Annotated in this window: 13 protein-coding genes; 6 read left to right on the top strand and 7 right to left on the bottom strand. The window is 60.7% G+C overall.

Features of this window, described 5'->3' with window-relative positions; translation table 11 throughout:
- The first annotated feature begins 229 nt into the window (after positions 1–229).
- Complete coding sequence (locus tag AC3EMD_RS01200) at positions 230–1,882, top strand: alpha,alpha-trehalase (RefSeq protein ID WP_032740305.1); 1,653 nt, start codon at positions 230–232, stop codon at positions 1,880–1,882.
- A gap of 66 nt (positions 1,883–1,948) precedes the next feature.
- Positions 1,949–2,482, top strand: coding sequence for a GNAT family N-acetyltransferase (locus AC3EMD_RS01195; RefSeq protein ID WP_002921333.1), 534 nt, complete (start codon positions 1,949–1,951; stop codon positions 2,480–2,482).
- 34 nt (positions 2,483–2,516) lie between these two features.
- On the opposite strand, the gene AC3EMD_RS01190 is transcribed toward AC3EMD_RS01195, so the two are convergent.
- Complete coding sequence (locus AC3EMD_RS01190) at positions 2,517–3,275, bottom strand: SDR family NAD(P)-dependent oxidoreductase (RefSeq protein ID WP_002921336.1); 759 nt, start codon at positions 3,273–3,275, stop codon at positions 2,517–2,519.
- 119 nt (positions 3,276–3,394) lie between these two features.
- Here AC3EMD_RS01190 and AC3EMD_RS01185 point away from each other — a divergent pair, with 119 nt between their 5' ends.
- From AC3EMD_RS01185 to AC3EMD_RS01175, 3 genes are all read left to right on the top strand, one after another.
- Complete coding sequence (locus AC3EMD_RS01185; protein ID WP_022065187.1) at positions 3,395–4,294, top strand: LysR family transcriptional regulator; 900 nt, start codon at positions 3,395–3,397, stop codon at positions 4,292–4,294.
- Positions 4,295–4,400: 106 nt separating this feature from the next.
- On the top strand, positions 4,401–5,432 hold the full coding sequence (gene yhjD / locus AC3EMD_RS01180) for an inner membrane protein YhjD (protein ID WP_008806925.1): 1,032 nt from the start codon (positions 4,401–4,403) through the stop codon (positions 5,430–5,432).
- Positions 5,433–5,703: 271 nt separating this feature from the next.
- Positions 5,704–7,026, top strand: a complete 1,323-nt coding sequence (locus AC3EMD_RS01175; RefSeq protein ID WP_012967096.1) for an MFS transporter — start codon at positions 5,704–5,706, stop codon at positions 7,024–7,026.
- Positions 7,027–7,063: 37 nt separating this feature from the next.
- On the opposite strand, the gene AC3EMD_RS01170 is transcribed toward AC3EMD_RS01175, so the two are convergent.
- Positions 7,064–9,115 carry an AsmA family protein gene (locus AC3EMD_RS01170; protein ID WP_012967095.1) on the bottom strand — a complete coding sequence of 684 codons (2,052 nt, stop codon included), beginning with the start codon at positions 9,113–9,115 and terminating at the stop codon, positions 7,064–7,066.
- A 194-nt stretch (positions 9,116–9,309) separates the two neighbouring features.
- Between AC3EMD_RS01170 and kdgK the strand changes: the two genes are divergently transcribed.
- Positions 9,310–10,239: a 2-dehydro-3-deoxygluconokinase gene (gene kdgK / locus AC3EMD_RS01165; RefSeq protein WP_302073893.1), complete on the top strand. Its 930-nt coding sequence runs from the start codon at positions 9,310–9,312 to the stop codon at positions 10,237–10,239.
- 53 nt (positions 10,240–10,292) lie between these two features.
- Here kdgK and AC3EMD_RS01160 read toward each other — a convergent pair whose 3' ends face one another.
- The 5 genes from AC3EMD_RS01160 to bcsZ form a co-directional block, all read right to left on the bottom strand.
- A complete protein-coding gene (locus tag AC3EMD_RS01160; RefSeq protein WP_204364557.1) occupies positions 10,293–11,795 on the bottom strand; it encodes a M16 family metallopeptidase in 1,503 nt (500 codons plus the stop codon).
- Between the two features lie 220 nt (positions 11,796–12,015).
- A complete protein-coding gene (locus AC3EMD_RS01155; protein ID WP_008806920.1) occupies positions 12,016–13,302 on the bottom strand; it encodes a dicarboxylate/amino acid:cation symporter in 1,287 nt (428 codons plus the stop codon).
- A 156-nt stretch (positions 13,303–13,458) separates the two neighbouring features.
- Positions 13,459–15,465, bottom strand: a complete 2,007-nt coding sequence (hmsP, locus tag AC3EMD_RS01150; RefSeq protein WP_302073892.1) for a biofilm formation regulator HmsP — start codon at positions 15,463–15,465, stop codon at positions 13,459–13,461.
- 243 nt (positions 15,466–15,708) lie between these two features.
- The gene (gene bcsC, locus AC3EMD_RS01145) at positions 15,709–19,188 is read right to left on the bottom strand and encodes a cellulose synthase complex outer membrane protein BcsC (protein ID WP_008806918.1); all 3,480 of its coding nucleotides are present in this window, start codon (positions 19,186–19,188) and stop codon (positions 15,709–15,711) included.
- Positions 19,170–20,279 (bottom strand): cellulose synthase complex periplasmic endoglucanase BcsZ, encoded by a 1,110-nt coding sequence (bcsZ, locus tag AC3EMD_RS01140; RefSeq protein ID WP_012967091.1) that lies wholly within the window; start codon positions 20,277–20,279, stop codon positions 19,170–19,172. The genes bcsC and bcsZ overlap by 19 nt, the downstream gene beginning before the upstream one ends.

Below are 20,279 nucleotides of genomic sequence, written 5' to 3'. Positions count from 1 at the left end.
ATAAAATTTTGTTGCATAATGAATGCTCCGAATTTCATCTGTGCCAAGATGTACAATTTTTAATTACTTATCAACAACATACTTTAAAATGACAGCTTTTCTTCTCGGCGGAAAAGCGTGATCTCACGCACAGTTTGCTTCACACTCACCGAAGCGACTGTCTACGCTTAATAGACAAGGCCGGGTATGCCCGGCCCCGAACTCACGCTATCCGGAGGTCCGTATCGCTATGTTCAGCCAGAAATTACGCCACGTTGAAGACGACGAGTTAAGGATCGACATCGATCCCTGCTACGAAGCCGATCCGTACGAATTAAAGCTGGATGAGATGATAGACGCTGAACCGGAGCCTGAGGTGATCGAGGGGCTTCCGGCGTCCGATGCCCTTACCCCGGCGGATCGCTATCTTGAGCTGTTTACCAACGTGCAGAAATCACGCATCTTTGCCGACAGCAAAACCTTCCCCGACTGCGCGCCGAAACACGATCCGCTGGACATCCTGCGGCACTACCGGAAGGTCAAACGTCAGCCCGACTTCGACCTGCGACAGTTCGTGGAAGACAACTTCTGGCTGCCGGAGAACCAGACCGACGTCTACACCTCGGACCCCAGCCTGACGCTGAAAGAGCACATCGATAAGCTGTGGCCGGTGCTGACCCGCGAGCCTCAGGATCATATCCCCTGGTCGTCGCTACTGGCGCTGCCGCAGGCCTATATTGTGCCTGGCGGTCGCTTTAGCGAAACCTATTACTGGGACTCTTATTTCACCATGCTGGGGCTGGCGGAGAGCGGCCGGGAAGATCTGCTGAAATGCATGGCCGATAACTTTGCCTGGCTGATTGAAACCTACGGTCACATTCCGAACGGCAACCGCACCTACTACCTCAGCCGATCGCAGCCGCCGGTGTTTGCCCTGATGGTCGAACTCTTTGAAGAGGATGGCGTGCGCGGCGCGAAGCGCTATCTGGACCATCTGAAGATGGAGCACGCCTTCTGGATGGACGGCGCCGAGTCGTTGATCCCGCACCAGGCGTATCGCCACGTGGTGCGTATGCCGGATGGCTCCCTGCTCAATCGCTACTGGGACGACCGGGACACGCCGCGGGATGAGTCCTGGCGCGAGGACGTGGAGACCGCCCGACACTCCGGGCGGCCCGCCAATGAAGTGTACCGCGACCTGCGGGCGGGCGCCGCGTCCGGCTGGGACTACTCCAGCCGCTGGCTGCGGGATATCACGCGGCTGGCCAGCATCCGCACGACGCAGTTTATCCCCATCGACCTGAACGCCTTCCTGTTCAAGCTGGAGACGACCATCGCCAATCTCTCCGGCCTGAAGGGCGATCGCGAGACAGAGGCGGCCTTCCGCCAGAAGGCTCAGGATCGGCGGGCGGCGGTCAACCGCTATCTGTGGGATGATGAGAACGGCTGTTTCCGCGATTATGACTGGCGCCGTGAACAGCTGGCGCTGTTTTCCGCGGCCAGCATCGTCACCCTTTACGTCGGCCTGGCGACTCACGAGCAGGCAGAACGCCTTGCCGATGCGGTGCGGGCCCGCCTGCTCACCCCCGGGGGGATCATGGCCACCGAATATGAAAGCGGTGAGCAGTGGGATAAACCCAACGGCTGGGCGCCGCTGCAGTGGATGGCGATTCAGGGATTTAAACGTTACGGCCAGGATCCGCTGGGAGATGAGATTGCCTGGAGCTGGCTGCAGACGGTCAACCACTTTTACAAGCAGCATCACAAGCTGATTGAAAAATACCATATTGCCACCGGCGTCCCGCATGAGGGTGGCGGCGGGGAGTATCCCCTGCAGGATGGCTTTGGCTGGACCAACGGCGTGGTGCGCCGGCTGATTGGCCTGTACGGTGAGCCAACCTAGTCGGGCTGTTCCCGGCGGCTTTCTCCTGCTATGTTCAGAGGATTCGCCCTGCCCGGAACGACGCTTATGCCTGAACTTCTGACGCCGCGCCTGCGCTGCTCACCGCTGCAGCTGGACGACTGGTCGTTTTTTCTTTCCCTGCAGCAGGATCCGCAGGTCATGCTCTACGTTGCCGATCCCCGGCCGCAGGCGGCCATCCGCGAGGCGTTCGATTCGCGGCTGCCGCCGTGGACGCCCGGGGATGAACACTGGCTGTGCCTGGTGGTGCGCGACAGGCTGACCCATACCCCGCTCGGCCTGACCGGTTACCAGCATCATCAGCGCGACATTGCCGAGGTTGGCTTTCTCTTCGCCCCGGCGGCGCAGGGCCGGGGCTACGGCTACGAATCGCTGCGCGCGCTGTGCGACTACGCCTTTACCACCGGCGGCGTCCGCCGCCTGACCGCCAGCGTCACCGCCGGCAACGAGGCGTCTAAGCAGTTACTGCTCAAAGCCGGCTTCCGGCTGGAGGGAGAGCTGCGGGAAAACTACTGGCTCAACGGACGCTGGCACAACGACTGGCTGTTCGGTCGGCTGCGTGGGGAGGGCGATGCGCCGTAGCGCACCGCCGGTCACAGGCTGGGGGCAGTCAGGATCAGAGGAACATCCCGCCCGAGACTTCCACACGCTGCGCGTTCATCCACGCCAGCTCATCGCTGAGCAGGGCGGCGATGGCGTCGCCGATATCATCCGGCAGCCCAACGCGCCCCAGCGCAGTCTGGGCGGCGATATGCCGATTCACCTCGGCGTTATCGCGCACCTCCCCGCCGCCAAAGTCGGTCTCAATGGCACCCGGCGCGATGATGTTCACCGATATCCCCCGTCCGCCCAGCTCTTTCGCCTGATAGCGGGTCAGAACCTCCATCGCCCCCTTCATCGCGGCGTAGGCCGCATAGCCCGGCAGGGCAAAGCGCGCCAGGCCGCTGGAGACATTAAGGATACGCCCCCCATCCTGCAGGAGAGGCAGCAGACGCTGGGTCAGGAAAAACGGCCCTTTGAACTGGATATTCATCAGCTCGTCAAACTGCGCTTCGCTGGTCTCGGCGAAGGGCGCGTTGAGTCCGATCCCGGCATTGTTCAGTAAATAATCAAAGGTTGTGCGTCCCCACTTCTGCGCCAGCACCTGCGCCACCTCGCTGGCGAATGCGTCAAATGTTGTGGAATCGCCGACGTTCAGCGCTAATGCTGCCGCTTTGACCCCTTTTTGCTCTATTTCCGCCACCACGTCGAGGGCCGCCTGGCGGTTGCTGTGATAGGTCAAAAGAATATCGGTTCCCTTTGCCGCCAGCTTCAACGCGGCGTTTTTACCCAGACCGCGGCTGCCGCCGGTCACTAAAGCGATACGTTGTGTCATCAGAAGACCCCTTTCAGGTTGCGTTGTGATTGTGTTGTAGCTTATTAACTGCTCATGCAACAATAAATACGCTACATTGCGTTTTACTGTTTCATTAACAACAACAATAGGCGATCGGCATGGATAAAATTCATGCAATGCAGTTATTCATTCGCGTAGCGGATCTGGAGAGCTTCTCCCGCGCCGCCGAGACCCTGGCGCTACCTAAGGGTAGCGTCTCGCGACAGATTCAGGCCCTGGAAAGCCATCTTGGCGTGCGGCTCCTGCACCGCACCACCCGCCGGGTCCAGCTCACCCAGGATGGGATGGTCTACTACGAGCGGGCGAAAGATCTGCTGAGCAACCTCGACGAACTGGACGGCATGTTCCAGCACGATCCGGCGAGCATCAGCGGCCGGCTGCGGGTGGATATGCCGGTCGGTTTTGCTAAAAAACTGGTGATCCCTCATCTGCCGACTTTTTTACAGCAGTATCCGGGCATCGAACTGGAGCTGAGCAGCAGCGACCGGCTGGTGGACGTGATCCGCGAGGGGTTTGACTGCGTGGTACGCGTCGGCGCGCTCAAAGACTCAGGGCTTATCGCCCGCCCACTGGGCAAGCTGACGCAAATTAACTGCGCCAGCCCGGACTACCTTGCGCGATTTGGCTATCCGCAATCCCTTGAGGATCTGGCGGATCATGCCCTGATCCACTACGCCAGCACCCTCGGGGTCCGTCCCCCCGGCTTTGAGGTGGTGATCGATGGCGCGGTGCGCTGGGTAAAAACCGGCGGCATATTGACAGTCAACAGTACGGAAACCTATCAGGCAGCCTGTATCGCCGGGCTGGGGATCATTCAGGTGCCGCGTACCGGCGTGCGCGAGGCGTTACGCGCCGGCGACCTGACGGAGATCCTGCCCCAGTACCGCGCCGAGCCGCTGCCGGTCTCGCTTATCTACCCCCATCGGCGCAATCTCTCCCGTCGCGTACATCTGTTTATGGAGTGGCTGGGCGGGTTGATGAAAGATTATGTCGATTGATCCCCGCGGATGGTGAACGGGTGGCGGGTAGATGCGTTCCTGCAGGATACGCCATTTAAGGTATACTTTTTGCTGAATCTCGCGGTAAAAAAGGAAGAAATCACGTATGACGCCGGAAAACGACGATCGACGCCCACCACAGGAACCGGACACGCAGCCGGAGAAAAACAAAAGCCCCCTCGACGCTCTCAATGACACGGCCGTCGGGCAAAAAGCCAGCCAGGCGCTGAAGACCGTCACCGGAACGGCGGCCAAAGTGCAGCGCAACCCGGTGATCGCCCACTTACTGCGCGCCGCAGAACGTTTCAATGACCGGCTGGGCAATCAGTTCGGCGCGGCCATCACCTACTTCTCGTTCCTGTCGATGATCCCAATCCTGATGGTCTCCTTTGCCGCCGCCGGTTTCGTGCTGGCCTGGCACCCGACCCTGCTGCAGGACATTTTCGACAAGATTCTGCAAAACGTCAGCGACCCGACGCTGGCGGCGACGTTGAAAAACACCATCAACACCGCGGTGCAGCAGCGCACCGCCGTCGGTCTGGTCGGCCTGCTGGTCGCCCTCTATTCCGGTATTAACTGGATGGGCAATCTGCGTGAAGCGATCCGCGCCCAGTCGCGCGACGTCTGGGAGCGCCGGCCGCAGGACGAAGAGAAAATCTGGATAAAATACTTCCGCGATCTTATCTCGCTGATCGGTCTGCTGGTGGCGCTGATTATTACGCTGTCCATCACTTCTGTCGCGGGTTCCGCCCAGCAGTTGATTATCTCCGCGCTGTATCTCGACAACATTGAATGGCTGAAGCCCGCCTGGCGGCTGATCGGCCTCGCCATCTCGATTTTTGCCAACTATCTGCTCTTTTTCTGGATCTTCTGGCGGCTGCCGCGCCATCGTCCGCGGCGCAAAGCCCTGTTTCGCGGCACGCTTATCGCGGCGATTGGCTTTGAAATCATCAAAATCGTCATGACCTGGACGCTGCCGGCGCTGGTGAAATCCCCCTCCGGGGCGGCGTTCGGTTCGGTGCTGGGGCTGATGGCTTTTTTCTATTTCTTTGCCCGCCTGACGCTATTCTGCGCCGCATGGATCGCCACCGCGGAGTATAAAGACGACCGGCGGATGCCTGGCAAAACCCACCGTTAACGCATTGCGAGGATGAATTGAAGAGGCAAAATTCATCCTCGCGCTTTATTTCAGTAGATAAATCCACCCATTAACTTTTATTTAACCAAAAACTGGTTTTATCCTCTATCTTTTTAATTGTGTGAAGCATTTCATAGAACCATTTTTACTGGTGTAAAAATTATCCGCTTTTTGCCTGTTTTTTGCCCACTTTCCACGTTTGTTACAGATTGAAATGTCCCTGTGGCTGTGGCTATATGGCTTTTCGTTCGCGCAAAAATAAGAAAGATCTATGCAAGCCACAGCCACCACACTCGAAAACTCGCAGGAAACCGCCCCGGTCAATTCACGCAACAAAGTCGTTGTCGCCTCGCTCATTGGCACCGCCATTGAGTTTTTCGACTTCTACATCTATGCCACTGCCGCGGTCATCGTCTTCCCGCATATCTTTTTCCCGCAGGGCGATGCCGCCGCGGCCACCCTGCAGTCGCTGGCCACCTTCGCCATCGCCTTCGTCGCCCGGCCGATCGGCTCCGCGCTGTTTGGTCACTTTGGCGATCGCGTCGGCCGCAAGGTCACTCTCGTGGCCTCGCTGTTAACCATGGGGATCTCCACCGTGGTGATCGGCCTGCTGCCCGGCTATGAAAGCATTGGCATTGTCGCGCCGATGCTGCTGGCGCTGGCGCGCTTCGGTCAGGGGCTTGGCCTCGGAGGGGAATGGGGCGGCGCAGCGCTGCTGGCAACGGAAAACGCCCCGGCGCGCAAGCGCGCCCTGTACGGCTCCTTCCCGCAGCTGGGCGCGCCGATCGGCTTCTTCTTCGCCAACGGCACCTTCCTGCTGCTCTCCTGGCTGTTAACCGATCAGCAGTTTATGGAGTGGGGCTGGCGCGTGCCGTTTATCTTCTCCGCGGTGCTGGTGATCATCGGTCTGTACGTGCGCGTCTCGCTGCACGAAACGCCGGTCTTCGCCAAAGTGGCAGCGGCGAAAAAACAGGTCAAAATCCCGCTGGGTACCCTGTTGACCAAACACGTCCGCGTGACGGTGCTGGGCACCTTCATCATGCTGGCAACCTATACCCTGTTCTACATCATGACCGTCTACTCGATGACCTTCAGCACCGGCGCCGCGCCGAATGGCCTGGGCCTGCCGCGTAACGAAGTGCTGTGGATGCTGATGATGGCGGTGATTGGCTTCGGCGTGATGGTGCCTGTCGCCGGCCTGCTGGCGGACGCCTTTGGCCGTCGCAAGAGCATGATTGTCATCACCACGATGATTATTTTGTTCGCCCTGTTCGCTTTTAAACCGCTGCTGGGTTCCGGTAACCCGCTGCTGGTCTTCGCCTTCCTGCTGCTGGGCTTAAGCCTGATGGGACTGACTTTTGGCCCGATGGGCGCGCTGCTCCCGGAGCTGTTCCCCACGGAAGTGCGCTACACCGGCGCGTCATTCTCCTATAACGTGTCGTCGATCCTCGGCGCCTCGGTCGCGCCGTACATTGCCGCCTGGCTGCAGGGCAACTACGGCCTGGCGGCGGTCGGCACCTATCTGGCGGCGATGGCGGCGCTGACGCTGATCGCCCTGCTGCTGACCCACGAGACCCGCCACCAGTCGTTGTGATCCTTCGCCCTGACGCCAGCGGCGTCAGGGCTCTCCCCTACTTTTTCATCTGCGACAAAATGGTCCGGCACTGGTTGCTATCGCCCTCCGCCGGGGAGACCAGCGCCAGCAGCGCGGCGGCCGGCGTCACCAGGGTTGCCAGCGCGGCCGCTACCGCGCCGCGGACAATCAGCGGCCCGGCCTTCACCCCCGCCTGCGGCGATTTAAAGGTGCCCCGAACATACAGCGGTGAACGCAGGGTGATCACCCGGAAGCCTTTGCTTTCCGGATCGATGGTCAGGTCCAGCTGCTCGGAGGCGAAGCTGGCGGTTCCGGTCACATTGATCAGCGCGTTTTCCGTATCGAAGGCAAAAATCTGCGGCCGGGCGACGCCGTTGGTCACGTCGATATTGGCCGCCGCACAGTTCACCCGAACTTCCTCATCACCAAAAATCTGGCCGATCAGGTAGTTGCCGACGTTAAGACCGAGAATTTCCATCAGGTTACGACTGATCAGGCCGTCGTTCATCAGCAGTTTCAGGTTGCCATTACTGTTGCCGAGCAGGGCCGCCACCGAGTTGCCGCTGCCGCGCAGCTGAACATCGCCATTCATCTCGCCAAGGGTTTTCTGCATCATCTCGACGTTCGGCATCAGCGCCTTCAGCTTCAGGCGTCGCGCCTGCAGATTGGCCTCACCCTGCAGCGGCTTTTTATCGCCCTGCAAGTGTACGCTGCCGGCAATCGACCCGTTGGCCAGGCCAAAGCGCACCGGCTGCAGGCGCAGGTCGCCATCTTCCAGGATCACATGGGTCGACAGATCGCTGATCGGCAGGGTGCCGCCGTGCTCAATTCTCCGGCCCTTAAAGCGTACATCGGCATCCATCACCTGCCATTTATCGGTTTCAAAACGGTCTGCCGGCAGCACTTTACCCGCCGGCTGCGGTCGGTCGCCCGCCTGGCGCGCAGCACCTTTCTTCGTCCCTTTGCCGGAATCGACGCCGATTAACGGCCCGAGATCCGCCAGCCGCAGCTGCTTCGACTCCATATCGCCGCTGAGTTTCGGCCGCGGTTTGCCGGTGGTATAGGTGAGGGAGCCATGAATGTCGCTATCGCCGATCCGACCATTAAAATCCTGGTAGTCAAAACGCATGCGGTTTTTCTGCTTAAAGTCGGCGCGCAGGCGGCCATCGGTAGAGAACGATGGCGTCTCCGGCAGCAGCACACCGGTCAGGTCGTAGAGATCGCGCAGCGAGTCGCCGGCGAATTTCAGCCGCAGGTCAATACCGCCGACGTTGAGCGGGTCGCTGACCGTGCCGCTGAATGCCACCCGGGTGTTGCCGGAGTGGAAGTCGCCCTGCAGCGGGAAAGGGGTGCTTGCGCTGCGCAGGGCCAGCATGCCGCCGATTTTACCGTTGCCGGTGACCGGCTGGTCCTTGTAGCGGCCCTTCAGCGACAGGCCAAAGACGTAATCGCCCACTTTCGCCGCGCTATGCTGATCCTTCGTGCCGGTCACTTCGCTGAACGGCAGCGGTTTGCCGAGGGGATCGACAAGGATGGTGATATCGCTGCGGGTGATCTTGTCATCGATGGCGATAGTCCCGCGGTCAAAGAGAATATTATCGAGGCGAAAGGACCAGCTGGAGGGGGCGCTGTCGCCCGACGTACGCTGATCGCCAGCCAGCTGAAAGGTCCAGTTATTATTGTCTTCCGCCAGGCGGATCAGCCGTACATCGGGCTGTTCCAGCTTGATCCACGGCAGGTACACCGTTTTACTCAGCAGCGCCAGCGGGGCGAGGGTCGCCTCCACCCGCGGCAGGTGGATCATGGTCACCTGGGGGATGGCCGGCGGGTTGCCCAGCACGATATCTTCCGCGTGCACATGGGGCCACGGGATCCAGCTGCGCCAGCCGCGCTCGTCCGGCTGCCGCTCCCAGACCACGCCGAGATCGCCGCGGATGGCGAACGGGCGGTTAAGTTCGGCGGACACTTTCTGATTGATCGTCGGCTTCAGCCGGTTCCAGTCAAAGGTGGCCAGCACGATAAAGAAGAGAACGATCAGCAACAGTATCGTTCCTGTGATGATAACCAACGTTTTACGGGTTCTGCTCATCCCTACTCCGCTCCTTTTGCATCACGTCAGTCCTGAATATAGTCAAAACGCGGCGTTTATCCTGGAAATGCGCTTTTCGTCACATTACGCGCGTCAGGTCAAAAAAATAATGGAACGATGTTTTAATATGATTGACCAGCAAAACAGCGCAGCGCACACTAGCGCTTATATCGATTCCATTGCAGGTTCTGGCTATGTCTAAAAAAATTGCCGTTATTGGCGAATGCATGATTGAGCTGTCAGAGAAGAACGGGGCCGTTAACCGCGGCTTTGGCGGCGATACCTTAAACACCTCGGTCTATATCGCGCGGCAGACCGATGCCAGCGCACTGAGCGTCCACTATGTCACCGCGCTGGGAACCGATGCCTTCAGCCAGCAGATGCTCGACAGCTGGCAGCAGGAAAACGTCAACACCGATCTTATCCAGCGGATGGCCGACCGCCTGCCGGGGCTGTATTACATTGAAACCGATGACACCGGCGAGCGCACCTTCTACTACTGGCGCAACGAGGCGGCGGCAAAGTTCTGGCTGGAGAGCGATCGCGCGGCGGCGATTTGCGAAGAGCTGGCCACTTTCGACTATCTCTATCTGAGCGGCATCAGTCTCGCCATTCTCAGCCCGGCCAGCCGCGACAAGCTGTTCACGCTGCTGCGTGAGTGCCGCGCCAAGGGCGGCAAGGTGATCTTCGACAACAACTATCGTCCACGCCTGTGGGCCAGCCAGGCGGAGACGCAGCAGGTCTATCAGGAGATGCTTGCCTGCACCGATATCGCGTTTCTGACGCTCGATGATGAAGACGCGCTGTGGGGGGAAAAACCGGTTGCTGAGGTGATCGCCCGCACGCATGCCGCCGGCGTGGAAGAGGTGGTGGTGAAGCGCGGGGCGGATGCCTGCCTGGTCTCGGTTAGCGGGCAACCGCTACAGGAAGTGCCGGCTGTCAGGCTGGCCAAAGAGAAGGTGGTGGATACCACCGCCGCCGGAGACTCCTTCAGCGCCGGCTACCTGGCCGTTCGCCTGACCGGCGGCGATGCTGAATCCGCCGCCAAACGCGGACACCTGACCGCCAGCACGGTGATCCAGTATCGCGGGGCGATCATCCCGCGGGAAGCGATGCCGCAGTAATTCTCCGCAGGAAGCGCTCTCCGGCCGCCGCTGGCGCGCCGGAGAGGCGTTAGTTACTGCCCTGGCGGGATGTCGCTGGCCTCGCTGTGGGCGTCAACTGTATCAGCGCTGCCGCTGACCGCCGCGGCCGCCGGATTCGGCGCCATCAGTTTTTCCCACGTGGACTGCAGCTCCTTCATGTTGTATTCCGGTTCGCCTTTCGGCTGCTGTAGCACCAGCGCCATATCCTGGGACAGCTGCTGACGCAGGTACTGATTCAGCATGTCTACCGTCAGGGAGTTGAGGAACTCCTGGCGCAGCTTCTGATACTGCTCCGGCGCGATATCCACCACCTGATTCTGCAGGGAGCGCATGCGCTGGCTCATCAGAATATCGGTGTCAGTGCGCGCATAGGTGGCAAACAGCCTCTGCAGCTCGAGGCTTTTCTGGGCGATAAGCGCGTCAAACTCCTCCTGCGGCAGGCCGTTGTCCCGCACTTTCGCCAGCTCGCGCGAGACCACGCTCAGGTTGTTGTTCAGACGCTCGCCCGGCGATTCGATGTTGATCGCGCACTGCGCGCGCTGATAGAGCACCCGGCAGTCAAAGCCAAGACCAATATCCTTCACGTTATTTTTGCTCAGGCTCTGCTGCACGTGCCAGAACAGCGCTTCGCGGGCGAGGTCGTCGCGCCAGTAGCGCTGCAGCGCCGCGGAGTCGCGGATTGGCTGCCAGGGCGCATCCCACATGATGGACAGTTTGTCCTGACGCACCGCGCTGGTCATGATGCTGACCGGCACGGTAGGCAGTGGCGATAAGGTCGGCACCGCCGCGGGCGTTTCCCGCTTGCCCTTCAGATCGCCGAAGGTTTTGCTGATTTGCTCAGCGACGCTGCGGCTGTCGACGTTACCGACCACAATCAGCGTCATGGCGTCGGGGGTGTACCATTTATGATAAAAGTCTTTCAGCTGCGCCACGTCTATCGGCTGCTTCAGCGGCGCGGCAGGATCATGGCCCAGCATGGTGGACCCTTTCAGGCGGTAGCGCCACCAGCCCTCTTTGGTATCCAGCGGCCACGTCGCCACCATGTCGCTGCCCTGCAGCGCATGATTGATCGATTCAGGCGTAATGGTCAGCTTACCGCTGGCGTCCGCCAGCCAGCTCAGCGCCTCTTTCAGCAGATCGTTGCGGTTATTGGGCAGACTGAGATTAAACATTGTGTAATCGTAGGAGACGATGGCCGGCGGCAGAGGACGCTTCGGGTCAATACTCTGCTGCCATAAAGAGCGCGCCTGCATCGTCGGCAGGCTGCCGCTTTGCGTCAACGCCAGGCGAGGAACAAAGCGGCTGAAACCACTCTGCTGAGTGCTTTCGCTCAGCGAGCCAATATTCACGGACAGACGGACTTCAATACGGTCGCTGGGACGCTGCGGCGTGGCCAGCACCTGCCACGTCAAACCATTCGCTAAGGTCCCTTGTTGCCAGGCCGGATCAGGCTGGAGCGCTTCTGCCTGCACATAACCGGCCGCCGCTACCATCAGCAAACCGCCCGTTAAGAGTTTAATTGTTGTGCCCTGCATGTGAACCCCTGATGAACATTCCTGGTTACAACAGCACCCCACTGACGGGCTGCCGAAAAAAAGTGAGAGTGAAATACGTCGGTTAGACCACACGGAGACGAAAATGTCGCATGACAACGCAAAATAATCATTTCGTGTCATTTCCGCCAAGCGGAAATGACCTCTAATTATGCGCAGGAGCCCGTACTCCAGCAAGGGAGTACGGGCCTAAGAGGAGGATTTAAGAGGATAATTCGTGCGATTTGTTCGCTGGAACACGGTTATTCAGAACATCATCCATCTGTTTGGCATCGAGTTCTTTGACCCATTTAGCCACCACCACCGTAGCGACGCCGTTACCCACCAGGTTGGTCAGCGCACGGGCTTCGGACATAAAGCGGTCGATACCGAGGATCAGCGCCAGGCCCGCCACCGGCAAATGCCCGACGGCGGAGATGGTCGCCGCCAGCACGATGAAGCCGCTGCCGGTCACCCCCGCCGCCCCTTTCGAGGAGAGCAGCAGCACCACCAGCAGGGTGATCTGATGGAAAATATCCATATGGCTGTTGGTCGCCTGGGCGATAAAGACCGCGGCCATCGTCAGGTAGATGGAGGTGCCATCGAGGTTGAACGAATAGCCGGTCGGGATCACGAGGCCCACCACCGATTTGCGGCAGCCCAGCTTCTCCATCTTGTCGAGCATTCTCGGCAGCGCTGATTCTGACGAGGAGGTTCCCAGCACAATCAGCAGCTCCTCACGGATATAGCGGATAAATTTGAAGATGCTGAAGCCGGTAGCCCGGGCGATACTCCCCAGCACCACCACCACGAACAGAATACAGGTGATGTAGAAGCAGATGATCAGCTGCCCCAACTGCACCAGGGTGCCGACGCCATATTTACCGATGGTAAAGGCCATGGCCCCGAAGGCGCCAATCGGCGCCAGGCGCATGATCATATTGATGATGCCGAAGATAACCTGGGAGAAGCTTTCAATGACGTTGAAAATCAGCTGGCCCTTGCTGCCCAGACGGTGCAGGGCAAAACCAAACAGGACGGCGAACAGCAGCACCTGCAGAATGTTGCCGCTGGCGAAGGCGCCAATGACGCTGCCCGGGATCACATCCAGTAAAAAGGCCACCACCCCCTGGTCTTTCGCCTGCTCAGCGTACACCGCCACCGCTTTCGCATCGAGCGTTGACGGGTCGACGTTCATCCCGGCGCCAGGCTGCACCACGTTGACGATAATCAGACCGATAATCAGCGCGATGGTGCTGACCACTTCGAAATAGAGCAGCGCCACCGCCCCGGTACGACCGACGGCTTTCATGCTTTCCATCCCGGCGATCCCCGTCACGACGGTACAGAAGATAACCGGAGCAATCACCATTTTAATCAGCTTAACGAAGGCGTCGCCGAAGGGTTTCATTTGCGCGCCCAGTTCCGGGTAAAAATGGCCCAGCAGAATACCGATCGCTATGGCCGTCAGAACCTGGACATAGAGGCTTTTAAAGATAGAGGTTTTCATAGGGTGTCCTTTGGGAATAACCACAGAGCAAGAAGGGATATTTGACGTCTGTGGCTTAAAAATAACACCCTGGAAACATTTCAGAAATAACTAACGCCGAAAGTGCAACGCAATTGTTAAAATCTTTGAGCTGACTCGCACAAGTCAACAAAACATTTACAAATTTTCATCCTCACGAACCGGGGAGAGATAGCGCGCGCTGAATGCCTCCAGCGGCAAAGCGCAACCGAACAGATGGCCCTGGAGCACCTCGACGCCCGCGGCTTGCAACCAGCGGTACTGGGCGTCGTTCTCCACCCCTTCCGCCACGATACGCAGCGACAGGCCGCGCGCGAGCTGGATCATCGCCGGCACCATGCTGACATCCTCCGGCAGCATATCGATGAATACTTTATCGATTTTCAGAATATCCACCGGCAGAGCTTTCATCTGCTGCAGCTGGTGCAACCCGGCATAACCCATGCCAAAATCATCCAGCGCAATCTGTACCCCGGCCTCGCGCAGCGGTCGCAACCGCGCCATCGCATCCTGCGGATCGTCCATCCGGCAGCTCTCCGTCACCTCGAGGATGAGGGTGCCAGGGGCGATACGGTAGCGGGCGATCAGCTTTAGCATCTCCTCGCCACGGTCGTGTTCCAGCAGCTGGAGCAGGGAAACATTGACCGACAGCGGCAGCATAATCCCCTGGCTTTGCCAGGCCGCCAGCTGGCGGCAGGCCTCTTCCATCACCCAGTAGCCGACCGGGATAATCAGCCCGCAGGACTCAATGCGCTCAATCAGCGACGGCGGTAGCGACCAGCTGCCATCCGCCTGCCGCTGGCGCAGCAGCACTTCGGCGCCGCAGATCTCGCCGCTGGCGCAGGCCACCTGCGGCTGCAGCCAGATAGCGAACTGCTGGTTGTCGAGGGCGGTCATAATGTCGTGCTCTTCCATCAGACGGCGCTGAGCCTTTTCCATCTGCTCGGGATCGAAGAACTCAATCTGGTTTTTGCCTTTACGTCGTGCGGTGACGGCAGCCGACACCGCGCGCCGGTAAAACTGCTCGGCGCTGAGCCCGGCGTGGAACATGGCGATCCCGACGCTGGCGTAGGGCCGCAGCTGCAGCCCATGCAGCGGCAAACGCTCATTAATAATAGTGAGCACTTGCTTACTTAACGTCACCGCCTGCCACGGTTCGGCAAGGCCATCGGCGAGAATCGCGAAGTCATACCCGCTCACCTGAGCCAGCACCATTTGCGGCGGAATGGCGGCTCGCAGCTTCTCCACCAGCGTCAGGAGCAGCATTTCGCGCTGGCTCTCCTTGAGGACCCCGGCGGCATCCTGCAGGGTTTCGCAGGCGACGACGATTAGCGCGGCGCTCTGGGGGCGGGCCACCGTCTGCTCCAGCATCGCCAGCAAAAAGGCTTTATTCGGCAGCTCTGAGACCGGGAAGCGGGTCGACTGGATGGACAGTTCATCATGCTGGCGCACCAGGCTCTGCTGGTTGCGGTTATAGCTGCGCACCAGCATACCGATCTCGTCGTCATGGTGCAGGCGCGGGAGCGTTAGCTGATGGCCGAGACGATCCTGCTGGGAGAGATCGTTCAGCTCGCGGGCGATACGCCGCAGGGGGCGCACCATCAGCCGGTTGATGCACCAGGTAAGCGCCACCGTCAGCATCAGCACCAAAAGTAAGTAAGCCGTCACTAACGTAGCAAGGGCGCTCATGACGAATTTATACATGCGGTATGAATCCGCCTGCAGCACCAGATAGGCCAGCGGCTGGGGATTAGCCGGCCGTTCCAGTGAATAAATAGGCAGCGAAATCTGCACCGGCAGCTCAAACAGCCGGGTGACGGTCACCGGCACCGGCCGCTCGGGGATAAATCGCATCCGCAGCGCCTGGAACTGGTTCGGCAACACCACATCCGCCCGGCTGACGATGCCAGCAGGCTGGATACGGCTTAAAATGGCTTCCGCTTCCGGAATATCGGCTTTCAGAATAGCCGCAGACAGCGGTTCGCGAACGGATCGCGCGATACTTTCTAACTGCGTGGCCGTGGTAAAGCGACTCTGTTGCACAAAGTGAAACAGCAAAATAGTGCAAAAAACCAATACAAAGGCCATGGACACGCTCGCGACCATCGCCATCTGTTTGATTGTAAGTGAACGGCTGACGCGCAACGGTGTTCTCCACTGATACTGAATGCATACCCGGTATCAATCCTTCAATGCCGGTCGTTTCAGGCTGATTATATACTCAAATCCTTCGCCCACGCCCGCGAGGGATGAAGTGACGGGATATTTCCGCGCGGTGGCGCAGACGCCGGGGAAATCGCCCCGGCGGCCGACGGTGGGCAATGCCTCACGAGTATACGCGAAGCGCGTCGTGGAGTGGCGCTCTGTGACGTAATTCAGCCTATTCTGCTACCAGTCGGCGTAGGGCACCAGCGGCTGGGGCGGCATATCCAGATCCCCCTGCCAGCCGGCCGCCGAGTAGCGGACGTAAAGCAGCGCATGGCTCGGGGTGTAATCCTTCGCCTGCTGAATATCGACCGCGGCGCCGACGAACCAGTTGCTGGTCACCCGCCGCTCCACCAGCGCTCTGGCGGTGTAACCGAATCCCTGACTGCTGCTCCCCTCCTCCGTCAGCTCGCTGGCGCGCTGGCGGTAGTCGGACGGGATCAGGTTCAGCAGCGGATAACGGGCTTGCGTCTGGGTGCGCGAATGGGACCATGACACCGACCCGCCGAGCTCCCAGGACCAGTTCTCGGTACGCTGACGCCAGGTCACCGGCACGGCGAATGAGAGATACTCCTGCGGGCTGTAATAGCCGCCCTGGCCGAGGGTGTAACCGCTGAGATCTTTGTCGTAGTGCCAGATCATATTGTTGAGGCCGACGGTGACGCGACGATTATTCTCGTTGATGACCTTGTAGTAGTACCCGGTCATCCAGCGCACGCGCCAGTTATCCGCCACGTTTTTACCGGTCAGCGAATCGGCCCCCAGCGAGGACCAGATGCCGTGCGCTTCGCCCCGGTCATAGCTGAGGCTCAGGCCGCCGCCGTCGGCGCGGACGCCGCCCCAGGTGGTGCCGGTATGGCTGCTGCTGTCTTTCTGCCCGCCAAAGGAGAGCAGCGAGCTGGAGATGGGGCGCCGGTGGACGTTGACCGTGTACCCCACCGGCCCGACGTCGCTGCTGTAGCTCAGCCCCCCCACCACATCGACGACATTGAAGCCCATCGGGGTGGTGCCGATATCGCCGCTCCAGGTGTCATTCTTCCAGCCGACCGCCACGCTGGCCCCGCTGTCGGTCTGGTTTTTACTGCCGCTGGTACAGGCGATCTCCCCGCAGGTGCCCCAGCTGGGCGAGTAGCTCCCGTCGCTGTGGGTGGAAAAGCTGCCGGCATCCATATTGACCAGATCGGTGCGAAAGAACATCCGGCCATCCGCCAGCGGAGCATCCACCTGCAGCATGGTGGTATGCGCCTTCAGGTCGGAATAGCCGCCGGTGCCGCTGGAACCCCAGAAGTCGTGTTCCAGGGTGACGTTCAGATCCTGCTGGCGATAAAGATCGGCGGCATCGCTACGGATCCCGCGCTTCAGCCAGTCATCCTGGCTGTCGTTGCGCGTCAGCCGCGTAAAGGTATCGTTATTCTGCGGCTGCACGGGGGCGATGCCGGAGGCCACCATCGCCTCCCGGTAGTGCGTCAGCGCCTGCTGCGGCGCCCCGGTCTGGGTGGCAAAGCGCGCGGCATCGCGCAGCACCAACGCGCTCTCCATCGAGGGCGGCTGCGCCTTCGCCTGCGGCACAATCTGGTTAAAAATCTGTTGGGCATCAGCGGTATCGCCAAGGCCGGCTCGCGCCAGCGCGACCCGACGCTGCATATTCATGGATTCGGTCTCTGCGCCTTTCAACTGCATGACCTGCGCCCGGGCAGCCTGTTTATCGCCCTCGGCCAGGTAGACTTCCGCAAGGCCGAGGCGCGCATCGCCATTGTCGGCCTCCTGGCGCAGCACCCGCTGATAGTCGGCAATCGCCGTCTGGCTGTCGCCGCGCTGCTGCGCCCAGTCGGCCAGCGTCAGGTCATAGCGCACCGAGGCGGGCTGCTGTTGGATAAGGGCGATCGCCTGCGCTTCGTTACCGCTGTCGCGCAGCTGGTTGGCCTGGCGCAGCACCCGGTCGCTTTGCAAACGCGCTTCGAGCTCACGAATATTATCCGTCCACGCGCTGCGCGGCAGAGCGGCGATTTGCGCCAGGGCCAGATCGTCCTGGTCGTTTCCCGACAGGTAGAGCCCCGAGGCGTAGACCCGTTCAGCATCCTGCGGCTGGCGGTTGACCATCGCCCGCATCAGCGCGTCGGCCTCCTGGCGTTCACCGGCGCTAACCAGATCGCGCGCCAGACGGTAGGTTATCCACACGCTGTCCGGATCCAGCGCCAGGCGCCGACGCTGGACTTCCGCCGCCTGCGCCCAGTTGCCCTGACTTTCCAGGGCCTGCGCCTGTTTCTCCAGCCGGTCGTTGGTCAGACTGCGCTCAATATCATCGATGCTCCGCCGCTGAGCGGGAGGGAGGCCGGCGATCCAGGCGCTGGCTTTCTCCGGCGATTCGGCGCGATAGAGGTTGGCCAGACCGCGCACCGCCAGATTATTACCGCGATCCAGGCGCAACGCCTGCTGGTAATAGCGCTCCGCCGCTGCCGACTCTTTGCGCGCCGCCGCGACGTCCCCCAATCCCAGCACGGCATAACTGTCGGTGCGATCGACCCGCTGCGCCTGGGCATAATAGTTCTGCGCCTGCGAAAGCTGGCCGGCTTTCAGGGCGTTATCCCCCTGCTTGATCAGCAGCCAGTAACGGTTGGTTTGCAGCAGGCTGTCCCATTTGCCGCGGTTCGGGCTGTCGGGGTCCATGGCAATCGCTTTATTGAGCTGCGCCACTGCCCGCGCGCGATCGCCGCGCTGGGAATAGGCCTGGCCGAGGGCGCCCACCGCATCGCTGTCGCGGCTGTCGGCCTGAACGGCTTTCTGAAGATCCGCGACCGCCTGCGAGGCATTCCCGGACTTGACCGCCGCCAGCCCTTCCGAGCGGGCGCGGAAGGTCGGATCCTGCAGCTGCGCCTGCTGCTGGTCGAGCAGAACGCGGGCGTTCGCCGCCACCGAGCCGGTGGGAAACTGCAGGAGAAATTGCTGCAACGCCTGCACGCTGGCCTTGCTCACCGGCATGCTTTTCACTTCACTGAACCACATGTCGGCGGCGATGCCGCGTCCTGAGGCCGAGCGGGCCATCTCCGCCAGATAGGCAAACCCTTCCTGCGGTTTGTTATCGGCAAACATCTGCTTCGCCAGCGAAGTCAGCAGGCTGACGTTGCCCGGCGCGCTGGCGTTCAGCTTTTTCAACTGGCTGACGCCTTCGCTATGGCGAGCGGGCAGGCGCGCCACCAGCGTCCAGTATTCAATGGCGACGTCAACGTCATCCGGCACCCCGCCGTACAGTTTTTCATAGGCGGCGATGGCTTCATCGACCTTCCCGGCCACGCCCAGCAGTCGCGCCTGCTGCAGCGCCTGCCGGCCCTCGCCGGTGTTGCTTTTCATCTCATTGCGCGACGCCTTCAGCTCCGGGGAGTCCGGCGCCAGCTTCGTCAATCGTTCCAGCTCTTTTTGCGCCCCGGCGGCATCCCCCTGACGCAGCAGGTAGCGCATCCGCGCGGCAATCAGATCCGGGTTGTTGGGATCAATCAGCTCCAGGCGGTACAGCGACTGGCGCACCAGGTCTTCACGATTACTGGCCTCGCCAAGGCGGACCTGCTCCAGCAGATGCTCCTGGGCAGGCGTCGTCGCCGCCTGCGCTAACGGCAGCAGCGCCACGCCGAGGGACAGCGTGAGTAAACTTAGTGAGAGCTTGCGCATTCCTGGTTCCAGTCAGGTTGTAATTCGCCACCCGCAGTGAAACGAAAACGGTGTTGATCCCAACCCTGGCCGAACAGCGTCAGAACTGCGCTGTAGTAGGCATCCGCGCCGGGATAGTTATCGGCGACGCGCTGGCGTTGCACCGACCGGGCCTCGTCGTCCTGTAAAAACGGTAGCATCACCGCGGAGAAGCCCACGGGCCCCTGGCCGCTGGTTTTGCCGGTGGCGATATTCACTTTCTCCGGCGGCACCCCCTGCTCCGTGGTCTGCGCCGCCATCGGCGCGAAGCGTTGCAGCAGGCGCGCTTTCTGCTTATCGCCATCATGGAGCATGCCCACCCACAGGTAGACGCGAATCGCGTCATAGCTGCCGATCAGCGGCTTTTCGGTTTTCAGCTGCCAGCCTTTCCCTTTCTCATAGCGCACCCAGTCCGGGATAAAGCCTTTCGGCGCGGTCTCCAGCAGCAGGCGCAGGTTGCTGTCGCGCAGGGCAGGCCACGGCGCGCCAAAACGCACAAAGTAGGTGGCCAGCTGCGGCGGAAGATAGCTGGGGTTAAACCGCCAGCCGCTGTCATCGGCAAAACCGACTTTTCCCGGCAGCAGCATCGTGCCAAGACCGGGCACCGCCACCGTCTCTTCCTCGACAATCCGCGCCAGCAGTGCTTTGCCGGTCTCGGTGTACTGCGGCTGCTGCCACAGGCGGCCCGCCTCCAGCAGCGCCCAGGCTATCCACAGATCCGAGTCGGAGGCCGAGTTGCTGTCCAGCAACGTCCACTGCTCATCGTCCTTTTTGCCCCACAGCCAGCCCGGCAGATGTTGCCGCAGGTCGCCTTCCGCCAGGTTGTTCTGCGTCCAGGTCAGTAGTTTGTCGAACCCTGCGCGATCGTTGGCGGCCAGGGCGAAAAACAGGCCATAGCTCTGTCCTTCCGAGGTGGAGATTTTGCGCGCATCGCTGGGGTCAATCACCCGTCCCTCAGGGCTGACGTACGCTTTTTTAAACTGCTCCCAGGCGGGCCACTGGCAGGCGGCGCTCACCGGGCCCGCCGCCAGCAGCAGCGCGGAGAGCACCGCGCCACAAAGTACTTTCATCAT

The organism is Klebsiella sp. PK18, assembly GCF_057784655.1.
This window is presented reverse-complemented; position numbering and strand designations above follow the sequence as displayed.